The organism is Pseudomonas sp. Fl4BN1, assembly GCF_009908285.1.
GTDB lineage: Bacteria > Pseudomonadota > Gammaproteobacteria > Pseudomonadales > Pseudomonadaceae > Aquipseudomonas.
Genome location: NZ_JAAARM010000002.1, coordinates 77,696 through 94,753 on the forward strand (window position 1 = coordinate 77,696; position 17,058 = coordinate 94,753).

20 protein-coding genes are annotated in these 17,058 nt (G+C 62.9%); 14 read left to right on the forward strand and 6 right to left on the reverse strand.

Annotated elements, in window-relative coordinates:
* Positions 1-29: 29 nt before the first annotated feature.
* From GV818_RS02545 to pilG, 4 genes are all read right to left on the reverse strand, one after another.
* Positions 30-2,093: a methyl-accepting chemotaxis protein gene (locus tag GV818_RS02545; protein WP_161758610.1), complete on the reverse strand. Its 2,064-nt coding sequence runs from the start codon at positions 2,091-2,093 to the stop codon at positions 30-32.
* 140 nt (positions 2,094-2,233) lie between these two features.
* A complete protein-coding gene (locus tag GV818_RS02550) occupies positions 2,234-2,773 on the reverse strand; it encodes a chemotaxis protein CheW (RefSeq protein ID WP_161758611.1) in 540 nt (179 codons plus the stop codon).
* Positions 2,774-2,784: 11 nt separating this feature from the next.
* Complete coding sequence (gene pilH / locus GV818_RS02555; RefSeq protein ID WP_011064000.1) at positions 2,785-3,150, reverse strand: twitching motility response regulator PilH; 366 nt, start codon at positions 3,148-3,150, stop codon at positions 2,785-2,787.
* A 57-nt stretch (positions 3,151-3,207) separates the two neighbouring features.
* Positions 3,208-3,612, reverse strand: coding sequence for a twitching motility response regulator PilG (gene pilG / locus GV818_RS02560; protein ID WP_161758612.1), 405 nt, complete (start codon positions 3,610-3,612; stop codon positions 3,208-3,210).
* A 235-nt stretch (positions 3,613-3,847) separates the two neighbouring features.
* Here pilG and gshB point away from each other — a divergent pair, with 235 nt between their 5' ends.
* From gshB to GV818_RS02595, 7 genes are all read left to right on the forward strand, one after another.
* Positions 3,848-4,801, forward strand: coding sequence for a glutathione synthase (gene gshB / locus GV818_RS02565; RefSeq protein WP_161758613.1), 954 nt, complete (start codon positions 3,848-3,850; stop codon positions 4,799-4,801).
* A 100-nt stretch (positions 4,802-4,901) separates the two neighbouring features.
* Positions 4,902-5,801, forward strand: coding sequence for an energy transducer TonB (locus GV818_RS02570; RefSeq protein WP_161758614.1), 900 nt, complete (start codon positions 4,902-4,904; stop codon positions 5,799-5,801).
* Positions 5,802-6,040: 239 nt separating this feature from the next.
* Positions 6,041-6,610 carry a YqgE/AlgH family protein gene (locus GV818_RS02575; RefSeq protein ID WP_161758615.1) on the forward strand — a complete coding sequence of 190 codons (570 nt, stop codon included), beginning with the start codon at positions 6,041-6,043 and terminating at the stop codon, positions 6,608-6,610.
* Positions 6,610-7,047, forward strand: a complete 438-nt coding sequence (gene ruvX, locus GV818_RS02580; RefSeq protein ID WP_161758616.1) for a Holliday junction resolvase RuvX — start codon at positions 6,610-6,612, stop codon at positions 7,045-7,047. Before GV818_RS02575 ends, ruvX begins: the two co-directional genes overlap by 1 nt.
* A gap of 119 nt (positions 7,048-7,166) precedes the next feature.
* Positions 7,167-7,673 (forward strand): bifunctional pyr operon transcriptional regulator/uracil phosphoribosyltransferase PyrR, encoded by a 507-nt coding sequence (gene pyrR, locus GV818_RS02585; protein WP_161775759.1) that lies wholly within the window; start codon positions 7,167-7,169, stop codon positions 7,671-7,673.
* Between the two features lie 25 nt (positions 7,674-7,698).
* Positions 7,699-8,703, forward strand: a complete 1,005-nt coding sequence (locus GV818_RS02590) for an aspartate carbamoyltransferase catalytic subunit (RefSeq protein WP_159889569.1) — start codon at positions 7,699-7,701, stop codon at positions 8,701-8,703.
* Entirely contained in the window at positions 8,700-9,971 is a 1,272-nt protein-coding gene (locus tag GV818_RS02595) for a dihydroorotase (protein WP_161758618.1), read from the forward strand. The genes GV818_RS02590 and GV818_RS02595 overlap by 4 nt, the downstream gene beginning before the upstream one ends.
* 68 nt (positions 9,972-10,039) lie before the next feature.
* Here GV818_RS02595 and GV818_RS02600 read toward each other — a convergent pair whose 3' ends face one another.
* Positions 10,040-10,459 (reverse strand): NINE protein, encoded by a 420-nt coding sequence (locus tag GV818_RS02600; protein ID WP_161775760.1) that lies wholly within the window; start codon positions 10,457-10,459, stop codon positions 10,040-10,042.
* A 251-nt stretch (positions 10,460-10,710) separates the two neighbouring features.
* Here GV818_RS02600 and GV818_RS02605 point away from each other — a divergent pair, with 251 nt between their 5' ends.
* On the forward strand, positions 10,711-11,334 hold the full coding sequence (locus GV818_RS02605) for a C40 family peptidase (protein WP_161758620.1): 624 nt from the start codon (positions 10,711-10,713) through the stop codon (positions 11,332-11,334).
* Between the two features lie 78 nt (positions 11,335-11,412).
* On the opposite strand, the gene GV818_RS02610 is transcribed toward GV818_RS02605, so the two are convergent.
* Entirely contained in the window at positions 11,413-12,447 is a 1,035-nt protein-coding gene (locus tag GV818_RS02610) for a type IV pilus twitching motility protein PilT (protein ID WP_161758621.1), read from the reverse strand.
* A gap of 203 nt (positions 12,448-12,650) precedes the next feature.
* Between GV818_RS02610 and GV818_RS02615 the strand changes: the two genes are divergently transcribed.
* From GV818_RS02615 to metW, 6 genes are all read left to right on the forward strand, one after another.
* Positions 12,651-13,349, forward strand: a complete 699-nt coding sequence (locus GV818_RS02615; protein ID WP_161758622.1) for a YggS family pyridoxal phosphate-dependent enzyme — start codon at positions 12,651-12,653, stop codon at positions 13,347-13,349.
* Positions 13,350-13,383: 34 nt separating this feature from the next.
* A complete protein-coding gene (proC, locus tag GV818_RS02620) occupies positions 13,384-14,202 on the forward strand; it encodes a pyrroline-5-carboxylate reductase (RefSeq protein ID WP_161775761.1) in 819 nt (272 codons plus the stop codon).
* A gap of 24 nt (positions 14,203-14,226) precedes the next feature.
* A complete protein-coding gene (locus tag GV818_RS02625; RefSeq protein ID WP_161758624.1) occupies positions 14,227-14,814 on the forward strand; it encodes a YggT family protein in 588 nt (195 codons plus the stop codon).
* Positions 14,814-15,107 carry a DUF167 domain-containing protein gene (locus tag GV818_RS02630; protein WP_161775762.1) on the forward strand — a complete coding sequence of 98 codons (294 nt, stop codon included), beginning with the start codon at positions 14,814-14,816 and terminating at the stop codon, positions 15,105-15,107. Before GV818_RS02625 ends, GV818_RS02630 begins: the two co-directional genes overlap by 1 nt.
* 162 nt (positions 15,108-15,269) lie before the next feature.
* Positions 15,270-16,409 carry a homoserine O-succinyltransferase MetX gene (metX, locus tag GV818_RS02635; protein WP_161758626.1) on the forward strand — a complete coding sequence of 380 codons (1,140 nt, stop codon included), beginning with the start codon at positions 15,270-15,272 and terminating at the stop codon, positions 16,407-16,409.
* Between the two features lie 7 nt (positions 16,410-16,416).
* A complete protein-coding gene (metW, locus tag GV818_RS02640) occupies positions 16,417-17,037 on the forward strand; it encodes a methionine biosynthesis protein MetW (protein WP_161758627.1) in 621 nt (206 codons plus the stop codon).
* The last annotated feature ends 21 nt before the right edge of the window (positions 17,038-17,058 follow it).

The following is a 17,058-nucleotide window of genomic DNA, read 5'->3' on the forward strand; positions in this document are numbered from 1 at the left end:
TGTCAGGACCTGTTTACCGGTTCTCAGCGTCAACGGTTGTCATTCGGCGCGGGGCCCCGAGTGGCCGGCAAGGTGAAGCCGGATACCGAGCGGCGCAGTTGACTGGCCATTTTCGCCAAGTTACCGATGCTCTCGGCGGTCGCAGTCGAGCCAGACGAGGTTTGCGAGGTGATCTGCTGAATCACGTTCATGGTCAGGGAAATCTGTCCGGCCGAGGAGGTCTGCTGCTGGGCCGCGTTGGAAATGCTCTGGATCAGCGCCGCCAAGGTCTTGGATACACCCTCGATCTCTTCCAGGGCCACACCGGCGTCCTGGGCCAGTCGGGCTCCGCGCACCACTTCGGTGGTGGTCTGTTCCATGGAGATCACCGCCTCGTTGGTGTCGGTCTGGATCGCCCGCACCAGGGTCTCGATCTGCCGGGTGGCCGCCGAGGAACGTTCCGCCAGCCGTTGCACTTCGTCGGCCACCACGGCAAAGCCGCGCCCGGCGTCACCGGCCATGGAGGCCTGGATCGCCGCGTTCAGCGCGAGGATGTTGGTCTGGTCGGCAATATCGTCGATCAGGCTGACGATATCGCCGATTTCCTGGGAGGACTCGCCCAGGCGCTTGATGCGCTTGGCGGTGTCCTGGATCTGTTCACGGATGTTGTCCATGCCGTGGATGGTGTTGTGCACCACCTCGTTGCCCTTGTTGGCGATCTCCACCGAACGCTCGGCCACCGCCGAGGACTCCGCGGCGTTGGCCGACACCTGATCGATGGACTGGGCCATATCGTTGATCGCGGTGGAAGCTTCGGAAATCTGCTGGGCCTGGTGCTCCGAGGCTTCGGCCAGTTGCATCGCAGTGGCCTGGGTTTCCTGCACCGCGCCGGCCACCTGGCCGGCAGTGAGGTTGATCGTGGCCACCAGGTCGCGCAATTGGTCGACGGAGTAGTTGATGGAGTCGGCAATGGTCCCGGTGAAGTCCTCGGTGACCGAGGCCGTCACCGTCAGGTCGCCGTCCGCCAGGTCTTCGATCTCATCCAGCAGGCGCATGATCGCGTTCTGGTTACGCTCGTTCTTCTCGGCGGTTTCCTGCAGCTGGCGATTGGTCTCACGGACCATCACCAGGCCGATGAGGATAATCGAAGCCAGCGCCAGCAACCCCAGGACGTAGCCGCCAATGGTGTCCAGCTTGCGACTGCCGGCCAGGTTCTCGAAACCGCTGGCCAGCAGCGAGGCCTCGTCCAGCAGGGTCTGAGACAGGCTGAAGATATTGCTCGCCGATTCACGTACTTGAAACAGTTCGGGAGAGGTTTCCAGAATCTCGTCCACGGAACCGGAGACAAACTCGAACAGCTCGGAAATCTCCGCCAGGCGGGCCCGCGCGTCAGGGTCCTCGACCTGGCTGATCTTCAAGCCCGGATTGCCCTGCAACATGCCGTTAAGCACCTGGCCAAAGCGGGCGGCATCACGGCCGAAGGCGTCGGCGGCCTGCACCGCGGTTTCGTCGCCGGCCAGCACCGTGTTGACCGCCCCGAGAATTCGCTCGGCCAACAACGACTGGCGTTGGGCCATGGCCACCTGGGCCGCAGGCGCACCTCGCTGGAGCAGGATCTCGACCACCTTTTCGTACTCCACCTGCAACTGCGGCACGGTTTCCGCCAGGGTCGCCGCCACTTGATGCAGGGACAATACGGTCTGTTCGCTGGCGAGGATCGCGTCGGTGTTCTTCAGCAGTTTTTCCCAGTCCAGCTGCACCGCGCGCATTTCCTGGCGCAGGGCGATGGGCGCCCCTGGCAAACCGGTACTGGGGTCGCCCTTCTTCAGGTAGCTCCAGCGCTGGGCAAAGTCGTTGCGTGCATCCCCCAGCAACTTGAACGCCGCGGCCTTGCCCGCCGCCGCCTCGGTGGCATTCTTGGCGATGCGCTGGGACAGCACCCGCAGCTCGCCGGCATGGCCGATGTACTGCTTGTCATAGGTGGCTTGGGTGTTGAGGTAAGCGAAGTTGGCGAACAGCAGCATGATGAACACGATCAGTGCGATGAACAGCACGATGATCTGCGAGCGACTGCGGGAGCCTTCCAGGGGCTTGCCGGTTTGGGCTTTGGTCATCGATCAGGCCTGTGGCGAGCGGGTGGTTCCGCCGTAAGGGGCCCGGGGCGCACGCAACGCTCGGGCAGCATGGATTGATTCAGGGAGGCGCATGCTTCCCGTGGCACTGCAAACGGGCTGCCATGGCGCCTGGGCGCCCCTCACGCCGCCACCTCGAGAAACCCTGGTGAACGCGCCAGGGCAAAGGGGCTGAAGACCTGCCAGACCTGGTCACGACGGAACTGCCCCTGCAGGTAGGGATAGATCGCGGCGTCGGCAAAGTCGCTGAGACTAGGCTCCAGGCTGTCCTGGGCAAAATGTTGCAGGCCGGCCACTTCATCCACCAACAAACCGAAGAACAGCTCCTTGTACTCCACCACCAGCGCTCGCCGCTGCTTGCGCAGGGGCGACAACTCATGACCGAAGAAACCGCACAGGTCCATGATCGGCAGCAGGCGCCCGCGCAGGTTGGCCACGCCCTTGACCCAGGGCCGGACCCCGGGCAGCAGGGTGTAGCGCGGCTCGTGCAGGACCTCGCTGATCTCGCCCATGGCGGCGACGTACCAATGCTCCCCCAGGCGAAAACCGATACCGCTCCAGCTCTGCTGACGGGTTTCCTGGGACGGCAGGTCCGCGGCCAGCAGACGACAGCGCTGGTCGATCTCCAGCAGCAGTTCGAAGGCGGTCTGGGATTCGCTCATGGCCCGGGCGGTCAGCCGGCCAGGACGTTGTTCAGGGTCTTGATCAGGGTCTCTTCATCCACCGGCTTGGTCAGGTAGTCCTTGGCGCCCTGGCGGGTGCCCCAGACCTTGTCGGTTTCCTGATCCTTGGTGGTAATGATGATCACCGGGATATGGCTGGTCTCGGCATCCTTGGTCAACTGGCGGGTGGCCTGGAAACCATTGAGGCCGGGCATGACGATGTCCATCAACACTGCGTCGGGCTTTTCTTCCCGGGCCAGGGCCACGCCGTCGGCACCGTTCTCGGCCTTGAGCACTTCATGGCCGTGCTTTTCCAGCATGCCGGTAAGTTTGTACATTTCAGTCGGCGAGTCATCGACGATCAGGATACGAGCCATGGTCTTCCCCATACGATAGTGGCGCGCAGCCCGCTGGCCGCACGCCATTGTGCGTGTCTACTGTGGCGTAAGCGCAACAAAGTCCGGGACATGGGCCTTGATCGCGCTCAGCAGTTCTTCCTTGCTGAAGGGTTTGGTCAAAAACTGGTCGGAGCCGACGATGCGGCCCTTGGCCTTGTCGAACAGACCGTCCTTGGAGGACAGCATAATCACTGGAATGGACTTGAACGCGCTGTTGTTCTTCACCAGCGCACAGGTCTGATAGCCGTCGAGCCGCGGCATCATGATGTCGACGAAGATGATTCCGGGATGATGATCGACGATCTTCGACAGTGCTTCGAAACCGTCCACTGCGGTGATGACCTCGCAGCCGACGCTCTTCAACAGCATCTCGGCCGTGCGGCGAATCGTCTTCGAATCGTCGATCACCATCACCTTCAAGGCATTGGAATGCTGTTCCATGTCTGCTCTACCATCGCCCCAGCGAATCGATTTAATCCGGTACTGCTGGCCAACGCCCCAAACCCTTGAACTTCAAGGCCTCAGCCCGGCATGCGAGCCTTTTTAGCACACTCTCCCCCCTGCAATCTATGGACCACGCCAGGCAGTGGTTTTTCCTTGACCCAGGCCCCTGTCAGCGCCACTCTGACGCCACTTTTTCGCCTTGCGCCTACTCATTTTTTGAAGGAATCCACCCATGAGCGTTCGCCTCGGGATTGTCATGGACCCTATCGCCAGCATTTCCTACAAGAAGGACAGCTCGCTGGCCATGCTGCTGGCCGCCCAAGAGCGCGGCTGGACCCTCTTCTATATGGAACAGCGCGATCTTTACCAGGGCGCCGGAGTCGCCCGGGCGCGCATGCGTCCGCTGCAAGTCTTCGCCAATCCAGAGAAGTGGTTCGAGCTGGAGGCCGAGATCGACTGCCCCCTGAGCGATCTGGACGTGATCCTGATGCGCAAGGACCCGCCCTTCGACATGGAGTTCGTCTACTCCACCTACCTGCTGGAACAAGCCGAAAGCGCCGGCGTGCTAGTGGTCAACAAGCCTCAGAGCCTGCGCGACTGCAATGAAAAGCTGTTTGCCACCTTGTTTCCGCAGTGCACACCGGCCACCGTGGTCAGCCGCCGTGCCGACGTGCTGCGTGAATTCGCTGCTGCACATGGCGACGTCATCCTCAAGCCCCTGGATGGCATGGGCGGCACCTCGATCTTCCGCCACCGCGCTGGCGATCCGAACCTGTCGGTGATCCTGGAAACCCTGACTGCGCTCGGTAGCCAGCAGATCATGGCCCAGGCCTACCTGCCGGCGATCAAGGATGGCGACAAGCGCATCCTGATGATCGATGGCGAACCGGTCCCGTATTGCCTGGCGCGCATCCCCGCTGCCGGTGAAACCCGCGGCAACCTGGCGGCCGGCGGTCGCGGCGAAGCCCGTCCTTTGAGCGACAAGGATCGCTGGATCGCCGCCCAGGTCGGCCCGACCCTGCGGGCCAAGGGCCTGCTGTTCGTCGGCCTCGACGTGATCGGCGAGCACCTGACGGAAATCAACGTCACCAGCCCGACCTGCATCCGCGAAATCGACAACGCCTTCGGCACCAACATCGGCGCACTGCTGATGGATGCCATCGATCAGAAGCTCAAGGCCAAGTGATGTAGAACAACCAAGCACAAACCAACATTGCGTTATCATGCGCCGCCTGTGAAACCCGCGATGTTGGTTTTGTGATGCCTCCTGTGATGTCGAACCGCCGATGAGCCTCCCGTCCGATCTGCCACCCGAACTTGCCCATAGCGGCGTGCGTGCGGCCGATCGCCTGGGTTTTACCCTGTTCCTCGCAGCGCTCCTGCACCTGGCGCTGATCCTCGGCCTGGGCTTCTCCTTTGCCGAGCCCCAGCAGATCAGCAAGACCCTGGAAATCACCCTGGCCACCTTCAAGAGCGAAACCAAGCCGAAGAAGGCCGATTTCCTCGCCCAGGAAAACCAGCAAGGCAGTGGCACCCTGGACAAGAAGGCCATTCCCAAGACCACCGAAGTCGCGCCGTTCCAGGACAACTCGGTAAAAAAGGTCACGCCGCCGCCCTCGGTCAAACCGCAGGTCAATGAAGTCGCACCCAAGGCGGCAGTGGCCACCACCGCACCGAAGCCGAAAAAGACCGTGACCCAGCGCGAAGAGGTCAAGAAAGACCCGACGCCCAAGGCCGATACCCCGACATTCGACAGTTCGCAGCTGTCCAGCGAGATTTCCAGCCTGGAAGCCGAACTGGCCAACGAACAGCAGCTGTACGCCAAGCGTCCGCGCATCCACCGCATGAGTGCCGCCTCGACCATGCGTGACAAGGGTGCCTGGTACAAGGACGAATGGCGCAAGAAGGTCGAGCGCATCGGCAACCTCAACTACCCCGAAGAGGCCCGGCGCAAGCAGGTCTACGGCAACCTGCGGCTGATGGTCTCGATCAACCGCGACGGCTCCTTGTATGAAGTGCTGGTGCTGGAGTCCTCCGGCCAACCGCTGCTGGACCAGGCGGCCCAGCGCATCGTGCGCCTGGCAGCGCCGTTCGCCCCGTTCACCGGCGACCTGTCGGACATCGATCGCCTGGAAATCATCCGCACCTGGCGCTTCGCCCGGGGCGACAAGCTTTCCAGCAACTGACCCGCCCTCCCGTAGGAGCCGGCTTGCCGGCGAAGGGACCCGCAGGCCTGCGCAACCTTCGATGACGCCTTCGCTGGCAAGCCAGCTCCTACAACACCCCCCTCCCCCGTAGGAGCCGGCTTGCCGGCGAAGGGGCCCGCAAGGCCTGTGCAACCTTCGATGACGCCTTCGCTGGCAAGCCAGCTCCTGCAACAGGGTTGCGCTTGTCAGCCGGGCCCGCCAACGCCACACTAGTACTCATGAAAAATGTCAGCCCCAGCTACCTCAAGCATCACTTCCTGATCGCCATGCCGCATATGGCCGACCCGAACTTTGCGCAGACGTTGACCTACATCGTCGAGCACAACGCCAGTGGCGCCATGGGCCTGGTGATCAACCGGCCGCAGGACCTCAGCCTCGCCGACATCCTTGAACAACTGCGCCCCGACGAAGATCCGCCGATCCTCTGCCAGCATGTGCCGATCTTCAGCGGCGGCCCGGTGCAGACCGATCGCGGTTTCGTCCTGCACCCCAACGGCCCGGTCTACCAGGCCACGGTGGAGCTCGAAGGCCTGTCCCTGTCCACCTCCCAGGATGTGCTGTTCGCCATCGCCGAAGGTGTGGGACCGGCCAAGAGCCTGATCGCCCTGGGCTACGCCGGCTGGGAAGCCGGGCAACTGGAAGCCGAACTGGCGGACAACGCCTGGCTGACCTGCCCGTTTGACGCCGACATCCTGTTCAACACCAGCAGCGAACTGCGCCTGGAAGCCGCCGCGCGGCACCTGGGGGTCAACCTCAGCCTGCTCACCAGCCAGGCGGGCCACGCCTGATGGCCCTGCGACTGATCCTCGGCTTCGACTACGGCACCAAGCAGATCGGCGTCGCCGTGGGCCAGGCCATCACTGGCCAGGCCCGCGAGTTGTGCACCCTGAAGGCGCAGAATGGCGTGCCCGACTGGAATCAGGTGCAAGCCCTGATCAATGAGTGGAAGCCCGACGCCGTAGTGGTGGGCCTGCCCCTGAACATGGACGGCAGCCCCAGCGACATGTGCGTACGCGCCGAAAAATTCGCCCGGCGCCTGAACGGCCGCTTCAATGTGCCCTTCTATACCCACGACGAACGCCTGACCACCTTCGAGGCCAAGGGCGAACGCCTGGCCCGGGGCGGCCAGAAAGGCAGTTACCGCGACAACCCGGTGGACGCCATCGCTGCGGCCCTGCTGCTGCAGGGCTGGCTCGACGAAAACGCCACGCTGTTGAACACCTGAAGATCCCGAATCCTGAGGATGCGCGGCCCTGCGGCTGCGCGCCTCCTGGCCCAACACCCGCCGTAAGTCCCCGCGCCTTGCTGCCCGGCAACCAGACGCGAGCCCACGAAGGAGCCACCATGAGTCTGCCCAATCCCGCCGCCCTGATCAGCCAGATGGCCATTGATCTCAACGCCCACCTGGCCAAGCGCGCCATCAGCGAGCCGCGCTTCATCGGTATCCGTACCGGTGGCGTGTGGGTGGCCCAGGCCCTGTTGGAAGCCCTGGGCAGCAACTCGCCCCTGGGCACCCTGGATGTGTCCTTCTACCGCGACGACTTCAGCCAGAACGGCCTGCACCCTCAGGTACGCCCCTCGGAGCTGCCATTCGAGATCGAAGGCCAGCACCTGGTACTGATCGACGATGTGCTGATGAGTGGCCGGACTATCCGTGCCGCCCTCAACGAGCTGTTCGACTACGGCCGACCGGCCAGCGTGACCCTGGTCTGCCTGCTGGACCTGGATGCCGGTGAATTGCCGATTCGTCCGAATGTGGTGGGCGCGACCCTGTCGCTGGCCGCCCACGAGCGAGTAAAATTGTCCGGTCCTGCGCCGCTTCAACTCGAGCTCCAAGACCTCGCCCTCTAACTCGCCCTTTTAAGAGTCCATTGCGATGACGCCTCTAGACGCCAAGCGCCCGCTGCAGCTCAACGATCAGGGCCAGCTGCGCCATTTCCTGTCCCTCGACGGCCTGAACCGCGAGCTGCTGACGGAAATCCTCGACACCGCCGACTCGTTCCTCGAAGTCGGCGCCCGGGCAGTGAAGAAAGTCCCGCTGCTGCGCGGCAAGACCGTGTGCAACGTGTTTTTCGAGAACTCCACCCGCACCCGCACCACCTTCGAACTGGCGGCCCAACGGCTGTCGGCGGACGTGATCACCCTGAATGTCTCGACCTCTTCGGCGAGCAAGGGTGAAACCCTGCTGGACACCCTGCGCAACCTGGAAGCCATGGCCGCCGACATGTTCGTGGTACGCCACGGCGACTCCGGCGCTGCGCATTTCATCGCCGAACACGTGTGCCCGCAGGTGGCGATCATCAATGGCGGCGACGGCCGCCATGCCCACCCGACCCAAGGCATGCTCGACATGCTGACCATCCGCCGGCACAAGGGTGGCTTCGAGAACCTCTCGGTGGCCATCGTCGGCGACATCCTGCATTCGCGGGTCGCGCGCTCGAACATGCTGGCGCTGAAAGCCCTCGGCTGCCCGGACATCCGCGTGATCGCGCCGAAGACCCTGCTGCCCATCGGCATCGAGCAGTACGGGGTCAAGGTCTACACCGACATGACCGAAGGCCTGAAGGATGTAGATGTGGTGATCATGCTGCGCCTGCAGCGTGAGCGCATGCAGGGTGGCCTGCTGCCCAGCGAAGGCGAGTTCTACCGCCTGTTCGGCCTGACCACCGCACGCCTGGCCGGGGCCAAGCCCGACGCCATCGTCATGCACCCGGGCCCGATCAACCGTGGCGTGGAGATCGAATCGGCAGTGGCCGACGGTCCGCACTCGGTGATTCTCAACCAAGTGACCTACGGCATTGCAGTGCGCATGGCGGTACTGTCCATGGCCATGAGCGGGCAGACCGCCCAGCGACAATTCGAGCAGGAGAACGCCCAGTGAAGCTCAGCATTCTCGGCGCCCGCGTCATCGATCCAAGCAGCGGCCTGGATCAAACCACTGATCTGCACCTGGAAGCCGGCAAGATCGTCGCCATCGGCGCCGCTCCCAACGGTTTCAACGCCGTCACCAGCATCGACGCCAAGGGGCTGATAGCCGCCCCCGGCCTGGTGGACCTGAGCGTCGCCCTGCGCGAGCCGGGCTACAGCCGCAAAGGCAGCATCGCCAGCGAAACCCGCGCCGCCGCTGCCGGGGGCGTCACCAGCCTGTGCTGCCCACCGCACACCAAGCCGGTACTGGACACCTCGGCCGTGGCCGAACTGATCCTCGACCGCGCCCGGGAAGCCGGCAACAGCAAAGTCTTTCCGATCGGGGCCTTGAGCAAGGGCCTGGAAGGCGAGCAGCTTGCAGAGCTCATCGCGTTGCGCGACGCCGGTTGCGTGGCCTTCGGCAATGGCCTGGAAGGTTTCCGCAGTACCCGCACCCTGTGTCGTGCCCTGGAATATGCCGCGACGTTCGACCTGACGGTGATCTTCCACTCCCAGGACCGTGACCTGGCCGAAGGCGGTCTGGCCCACGAAGGTGCCACCGCGAGCTTCCTCGGCTTGCCGGGGATTCCCGAAAGCGCGGAAACCGTGGCCCTGGCCCGGGACCTGCTGCTGGTAGAGCAAAGCGGCGTGCGCGCGCACTTCAGCCAACTGACCAGTGCCCGAGGTGTAGAACTGATCGCCCAGGCACAGGCCCGTGGCCTGCCAGTGACCGCCGATGTAGCGCTGTACCAGCTGATTCTCACCGATGAGGCGCTGATCGACTTCTCCAGCCTGTATCACGTGCAGCCGCCGCTGCGCTCCCGAGCCGATCGTGACGCCTTGCGCGAAGCCGTGAAGTCCGGAGTGGTGCAAGCCATCTCCAGCCATCACCAGCCTCACGAGCGGGATGCCAAGCTGGCGCCGTTCGGTGCCACCGAGCCGGGTATCAGCAGCGTCGAGTTGCTACTGCCTCTGGCCCTGACCCTGGTGCAGGATGGCTTGCTCGACCTGCCGACCCTGTTGGCACGCCTGAGCGCTGGCCCGGCCGAGGCCCTGCGCCTGCCGGCGGGCAAACTGATGGCCGGCGGTGCGGCGGACCTGGTGCTGTTCGACCCAGCCAGCTCCACCGTGGCCGGCGAACGCTGGCTGTCCAAGGGCGAGAACTGCCCGTTCCTCGGCCATAGCCTGCCGGGGGCAGTGCGCTACACCCTGGTGGACGGGCATATCAGCTATCAGGGCTGAGGGCGCGACGCCCGCTTTCGCCGACACGCCGGCTCCCGCGAGGAGCTGGCGTGTCGGCGATGCCTGGTTCAGCGGCGCTTGGCGTTTTCCAGGGAGACCTGGTCGTTCAGGGTCCAGAAGTCGTACAGCACCCCGATGAAGAACAAGCCGCCGGTAAACAGGTAGAGCACACCACTCAACCATTTGCCCTGGTACATACGGTGCACGCCAAATACCCCGAGGAAGGTCAGGAGTATCCAGGCAACGCTGTATTCCACCGGCCCCGAGGTAAACCGCAGGTCCGCTTCCCGGTCCATGGCCGGGATCAGGAACAAGTCGATCAGCCAGCCGATCCCCAACAGACCGAAGGTGAAGAACCAGATCGTCCCGGTTACCGGCTTGCCGTAGTAGAAGCGGTGGGCACCGGTAAAACCGAAAATCCACAACAGGTAACCGATCACCTTGCTGTGGGTATCGTGGGTCGATGCATCCTGACGATAGGTATTCATTGAGAGCCTCTTTATAGGTGATAGATAAATATTCTTAAAAACTTTGTGACTTTTTTACAGGCGTTCGACGTGTTGCCAATGTTACCTTCTCTTCCGTCAAAGCCTTGTACTGCCTGACTTCTGACAGTTTTCTGCGTCAAGTTGCCACCTCTTTGCCGAAGTTGACCCCAAGGTTGAATCGACAAACGGCCTCGGAAGTGACCTGAAAGCTGTTATAAAGTTGCGCGCTAACCAAATAAGAGCCTTGCCTAATGCGTCCATTTTTCAAGACATGGCTAACCATTTGCCTATTAATGCCACTGGCCGCCCACGCCACCAACCGTGAGCAACGACTTCCCAACGTTAATGGCTACACCCCGAAATCCCATGTTTCGACGGTCACCGCCAAGAACAAAACCTCGATCAAGCACCCCACCCGCCTGAGCAAAGCCGACAGCAAACTGGTCGCCAACAATACCGGCCGACCTAGCACCACGGTCCTCAGCCGCGCGGTCAACGTTCTCGGTACTCCTTATCGTTGGGGCGGCAGCAGCCCAAGTAAAGGCTTCGACTGCAGCGGGCTAGTGCGCTACGCCTTCAATGACGTCGCCGCCGTGGACCTGCCACGTACCTCCAACGCCATGGCCAGTGGCCACGGCCAAAAGGTCGAACGCAAGGACCTGAAACCTGGCGACCTGCTGTTCTTCAACATCAAGAGCCGCAAGGTCAACCATGTTGCCATCTACCTGGGCGAAGACCGCTTTATCCACGCCCCTCGGCGCGGCAAGGCAGTGACCATCGACACCCTGAAAAAACCTTATTGGCAGAGCCACTATGTGGTTGCCAAGCGGGTCCTGCCTAAAGAGCACGCGCCCCTGCGGGTTGTGCAGCGCTAACACTCCGATTCGCCGGCAAGCCGGCTCCTACAACAACCTGTAGGAGCCGGCTTGCCGGCGAATGCATTTCCAGCCCCGTCAAAAGCTCTCCGGCATCCGCGCCTTCTCCCGCGCCTGTTCACGGCTGATCAACCCCTGCCCCAGCAATGCCTTCAGGCTCATGTCCAGCGTGCGCATGCCCTGCGAGCCTCCGGTCTGGATCGCTGAATACATCTGCGCCACCTTGTCCTCGCGGATCAGGTTACGGATCGCCGGGCTGCCCAGCATGATCTCGTGAGCCGCCACCCGGCCGCCGCCAACCTTCTTCACCAGCACCTGGGCAATCACCGCCTGCAGCGACTCGGCCAGCATCGAGCGCACCAGGGCCTTCTCCTCCCCCGGAAATACATCCACCAGCCGGTCGATGGTCTTGGCTGCCGATGAAGTGTGCAAGGTGGCGAACACCAGGTGCCCGGTTTCCGCGGCGGTCAGCGCCAGGCGAATGGTTTCCAGATCGCGCAACTCGCCCAACAGGATCACATCCGGGTCTTCCCGCAGGGCCGCGCGCAAGGCCGTGGCAAAGCTCTGGGTGTCACGCGGCACTTCGCGCTGGTGAACCAGGCAATTCTTCTGCGAATGAATGAACTCGATGGGGTCTTCGATGGTGAGGATGTGCTGCTGTCGTTGCTGGTTGAGATGGTCGATCATCGCCGCAAGCGTAGTGGACTTGCCGCTGCCGGTGGGCCCGGTAACCAGCACCAGCCCCCGCGGCACCTCGGTAATCTGCCGAAATACCTCCCCCAGCCCCAGCGCCTCCAGGCTCTGTACCCGTGACGGGATCAAGCGCAGCACCGCACCGGCGCCGCGAGCATGCTGGAAGGCATTGACCCGAAACCTGGCCACACCTGGCAGCTCATAAGCGAAGTCGAGATCCTGATGACTGGCGAACGCCTGCCTTTGCGACTCGCTCATCAAGCCATGAATCAAGGCCAACACCTGCTGCGCTTCCAGGGCCGGGCAATCCAGCGGACGAATATCGCCGTCAATGCGCAACATTGGCGCCAGCCCGGCGGAGAGATGCAGGTCGGAAGCGCCCTGGGAGACGCTCAAGAGCAAGAGTTCGCTGATGTCCATAGTGCCCCCCAATTCCAGTAGAATGCCGCGAGCTTCAGGCCCGCCCGTACCCGGCAGATTCAATTGCCCGGCCCGGGCCATGTCCGGCACAGTCCTTGAGCACTGCTCGGGCCGGTGGACAGAAAGGGTCTGGTGGATTCACGCGGCAAGGGGCGGCCAAGATCACCGGCACCCAGCCGCCGTTACTTTTGAGACGGAATCGAATGTCCACGATAGCAGACAACATTGCCCAGCTAGCCGAGCGCATCCGCAGCGCCTGCCAGGCCGTCCAGCGTGACGAACACAGCGTGCAATTGCTCGCTGTGAGCAAGACCAAACCTGCCGCGGCGCTACGCGAAGCCTATGCCGCCGGGCTGCGTGATTTTGGCGAGAACTATCTGCAAGAAGCCCTGGGCAAGCAGCAGGAACTGGCCGACCTGCCCTTGAGTTGGCACTTCATCGGCCCCATTCAGTCGAACAAGACTCGCGCTATTGCCGAGCACTTTGACTGGGTGCATTCCGTGGATCGCTTGAAAATCGCACAACGCCTGTCCGAGCAACGCCCCGCCGAGCTGCCCCCGCTGAACATCTGCATTCAGGTGAATGTCAGCGGCGAAGCCAGCAAGTCCGGCTGCGCTCCGGCCGACTTGCCGGCCCTGGCCAGTGCGATCAGCGCCTTGCCACACCTGCAACTGCGCGGATTGATGGCGATTCCCGAGCCCACCGAGGATCGCGCAGCCCAGGACGCCGCCTTCGCTGCGGTACAGACGCTGAACAACAGCCTGCGGGACAGCCTCAAGCTGCCCCTGGACAGCCTTTCCATGGGCATGAGCCACGACCTCGAAGCGGCCATTGCCCAAGGCGCCACCTGGGTGCGGATCGGTACCGCGCTGTTTGGTGCCCGCGACTACAGTCAGTCCTGATGCGACTGAACCCGACTTCATATAAGGACCTGTCATGAACACGACTCGTATCGCTTTTATCGGTGCCGGCAACATGGCCGCCAGCCTCATCGGCGGCCTGCGGGCCAAAGGTCTGGAGGCCGCGCAGATCCGCGCCAGCGACCCCGGCGAGGAAACCCGGGCCAAGGTCGCGGCTGAACACGGTATCCAGGTGTTCGCCGACAACGCCGAGGCCATCGACGGCGTCGACGTGATCGTCCTGGCGGTCAAGCCCCAGGCCATGAAAGCCGTGTGCGAAGCCCTGCGCCCGAGCCTGCAGCCACAACAACTGGTGGTGTCCATCGCCGCCGGCATCACCTGTTCCAGCATGAACAACTGGCTCGGCGAGCAGCCGATCGTGCGTTGCATGCCCAACACTCCGGCGCTGTTGCGCCAAGGCGTCAGCGGCTTGTACGCCACCACTCGGGTGAGTGCAGAGCAACGGCGCCAGGCCGAAGAGCTGCTGTCCGCCGTGGGCATCGCGCTGTGGCTGGAACAGGAGCAACAACTGGATGCCGTGACCGCGGTTTCCGGCAGTGGTCCGGCGTACTTCTTCCTGCTGATCGAGGCCATGACCGCCGCTGGCGAAAAACTCGGCCTGCCCCGGGAAACCGCCGCCCAACTGACCCTGCAAACGGCCCTGGGCGCGGCCCACATGGCCGTCTCCAGTGATGTCGATGCCGCCGAACTGCGCCGCCGCGTGACCTCGCCCGCCGGCACCACTGAGGCCGCGATCAAGTCGTTCCAGGCCGGTGGTTTTGAAGCACTGGTAGAAAAAGCTTTGGGTGCCGCCGCGCACCGCTCGGCCGAAATGGCTGAACAACTCGGTCGCTAACCCGCCCCTACAAAGGAATCGATAATGTTCGGACTCAACGACGCTGCCATTTTTGTCATTCAGACCCTCGGCAGTCTTTACCTGCTGGTGGTCCTGCTGCGCTTCATGCTGCAAGTGGTACGGGCGAACTTCTACAACCCGATCTGCCAATTCATCGTGCGCGCCACCCAGCCGCTGCTCAAGCCCATGCGCCGGCTGATCCCCAGCATGTTCGGGCTGGACATGTCATCGCTGATCCTGGCGCTGATCGTACAAATGGCTCTGTTCGCCATCATCCTTACCCTCAGCCACATCCCCTTCAATGCGCTGGGGCTATTGCTCTGGGCGCCGATCGGCATCTTCGCGCTGTTCCTGAAGATCTGGTTCTTCGCCATGATCATCAGTGTGATCCTGTCCTGGGTCGCTCCTGGCAGCCAGAGCCCGGGCGCGGAACTGGCCTACCAGATCAGCGAACCCTTTCTGGCCCCGTTCCGCCGGATCGTGCCCAACCTGGGCGGCCTGGACATCTCGCCGATCCTGGCCTTCATCGTGATTCAACTGCTGCAACAGTGGCTGATTCCGCAACTGGCGCTCTCCAGCTACATGCCTCCTGAGCTGTTCGGGCTGATCTGATGAGCTTTTTCCGCTGGGACGGTGACGATCTGATCCTGGATTGTCACCTGCAACCCAAGGCCAGCAGCGATGAGTTTGCGGGCCTGCACGGCGACCGATTGAAGATCCGCCTGACCGCTCCACCGGTCGAAGGCAAGGCCAATGCGCACCTGATGGCATTCCTGGCCAAGGCCTTCGGCATTCCCAAGAGCAATGTCAGCCTGATCAGCGGCGAACTGAACCGGCAGAAACGCGTGCGCCTGCGAGCGCCGAAGAAGCTGCCGGAGCTGCCGGGGCTGGCTCGCCCCGCCTGATTCGCCGGCAAGCCGGCTCCTACGCCCCGCGTCCGCTGTAGGAGCTGGCTTGCCAGCGAACCTCCCAGGTCATTTCCCGCAACGAACACAGCCCCGGGCTTTGCTTGCCGCTGGATGCAGCGGTCTTTAGACTTACGCCTCATTTGAATGAGAGCAGGGTCGATGCCAACTGCCTTTCCCGCCGATTCTGTTGGCCTGGTCACACCGCAAATAGAACACTTCAGCGACCCCCTGGCCCTGGCCTGCGGGCGCGCTCTGCCGGCCTACGACCTGATCTATGAAACCTACGGCCAGCTCAATGCCAGCGCCAGCAACGCGGTGCTGATCTGCCACGCCCTGTCCGGTCATCACCACGCCGCCGGCTACCACAGCCCCGACGACCGCAAGCCGGGTTGGTGGGACAGCTGCATCGGCCCCGGCAAGCCGATCGATACCAGCAGGTTCTTCGTGGTCAGCCTCAACAACCTCGGCGGTTGCAACGGTTCCACCGGCCCCAGCAGCATCAATCCGGAGACTGGCAAGCCGTTCGGCGCCGACTTCCCGGTGCTCACCGTGGAGGACTGGGTGCACAGCCAGGCGCGCCTGGCAGATCGCCTGGGCATTGACCAGTGGGCTGCGGTGATCGGCGGCAGCCTCGGTGGCATGCAGGCCCTGCAATGGACCATCACCTACCCGGATCGGGTACGGCACTGCCTGGCCATCGCCTCGGCGCCCAAGCTCTCGGCGCAGAACATCGCCTTCAACGAAGTGGCGCGCCAGGCGATTCTCACCGACCCGGAGTTCCACGGTGGCTCGTTCCAGGAACAAGGGGTGATCCCCAAGCGCGGGCTGATGCTGGCACGGATGGTGGGCCATATCACCTACCTGTCCGACGACTCCATGGGCGAGAAATTCGGTCGCGGCCTGAAGAGCGAAAAGCTCAACTACGACTTCCACAGCGTCGAGTTCCAGGTGGAAAGCTACCTGCGTTATCAGGGCGAGGAGTTCTCCGGGCGGTTTGACGCCAACACCTACCTGCTGATGACCAAGGCCCTGGACTATTTCGACCCGGCGGCAAACTGCGACGATGACCTGGCCAAGACCTTCGCCAACGCCACGGCCAAGTTCTGCGTGATGTCCTTCACCACCGACTGGCGCTTCTCCCCGGCCCGCTCCCGAGAGCTGGTGGATGCACTGATGGCCGCGCGCAAGGACGTCTGCTACCTGGAGATCGATGCACCACAGGGGCACGACGCTTTTCTGATTCCGATCCCGCGCTACCTGCAGGCTTTTAGTCACTACATGAACCGCATAACGCTGTGAGGGCACGATGAGAGCCGATCTGGAAATCATCCAGGAATGGATCCCCGCCGGCAGCCGCGTCCTCGACCTGGGCTGCGGTAATGGCGAGCTGCTGAGCTGGCTGCAAGAACACAAGCAAGTCACCGGCTACGGCCTGGAAAACGACGCTGACAACATCGCCGAGTGCGTGGCCAAGGGCATCAACGTGATCGAGCAGGACCTGGACAAGGGCCTGGGCAACTTTGCCAGCAACAGCTTCGATATCGTGGTCATGACCCAGGCCCTGCAGGCCGTGCATTATCCGGACAAGATTCTCGACGAAATGCTCCGGGTCGGCCGCCAGTGCATCATTACCTTCCCCAACTTCGGTCACTGGCGCTGCCGCTGGTACCTGGCCAGCAAGGGCCGGATGCCGGTGTCGGAGTTCCTGCCGTATACCTGGTACAACACGCCGAACATCCACTTCTGCACCTTCGGCGACTTCGAAGAACTGTGCCGTGAACGTGAAGCCCGAGTGATCGATCGCCTTGCCGTCGATCAACAACACCGGCATGGGTGGGCCAGTAAGCTATGGCCTAATCTCTTAGGAGAGATCGGCATCTACCGCGTCAGCAGTCCCGGTCTGCAAGAGCACAAAGTCGCGGTATAAACCACCTTGTACCAAGGAGAA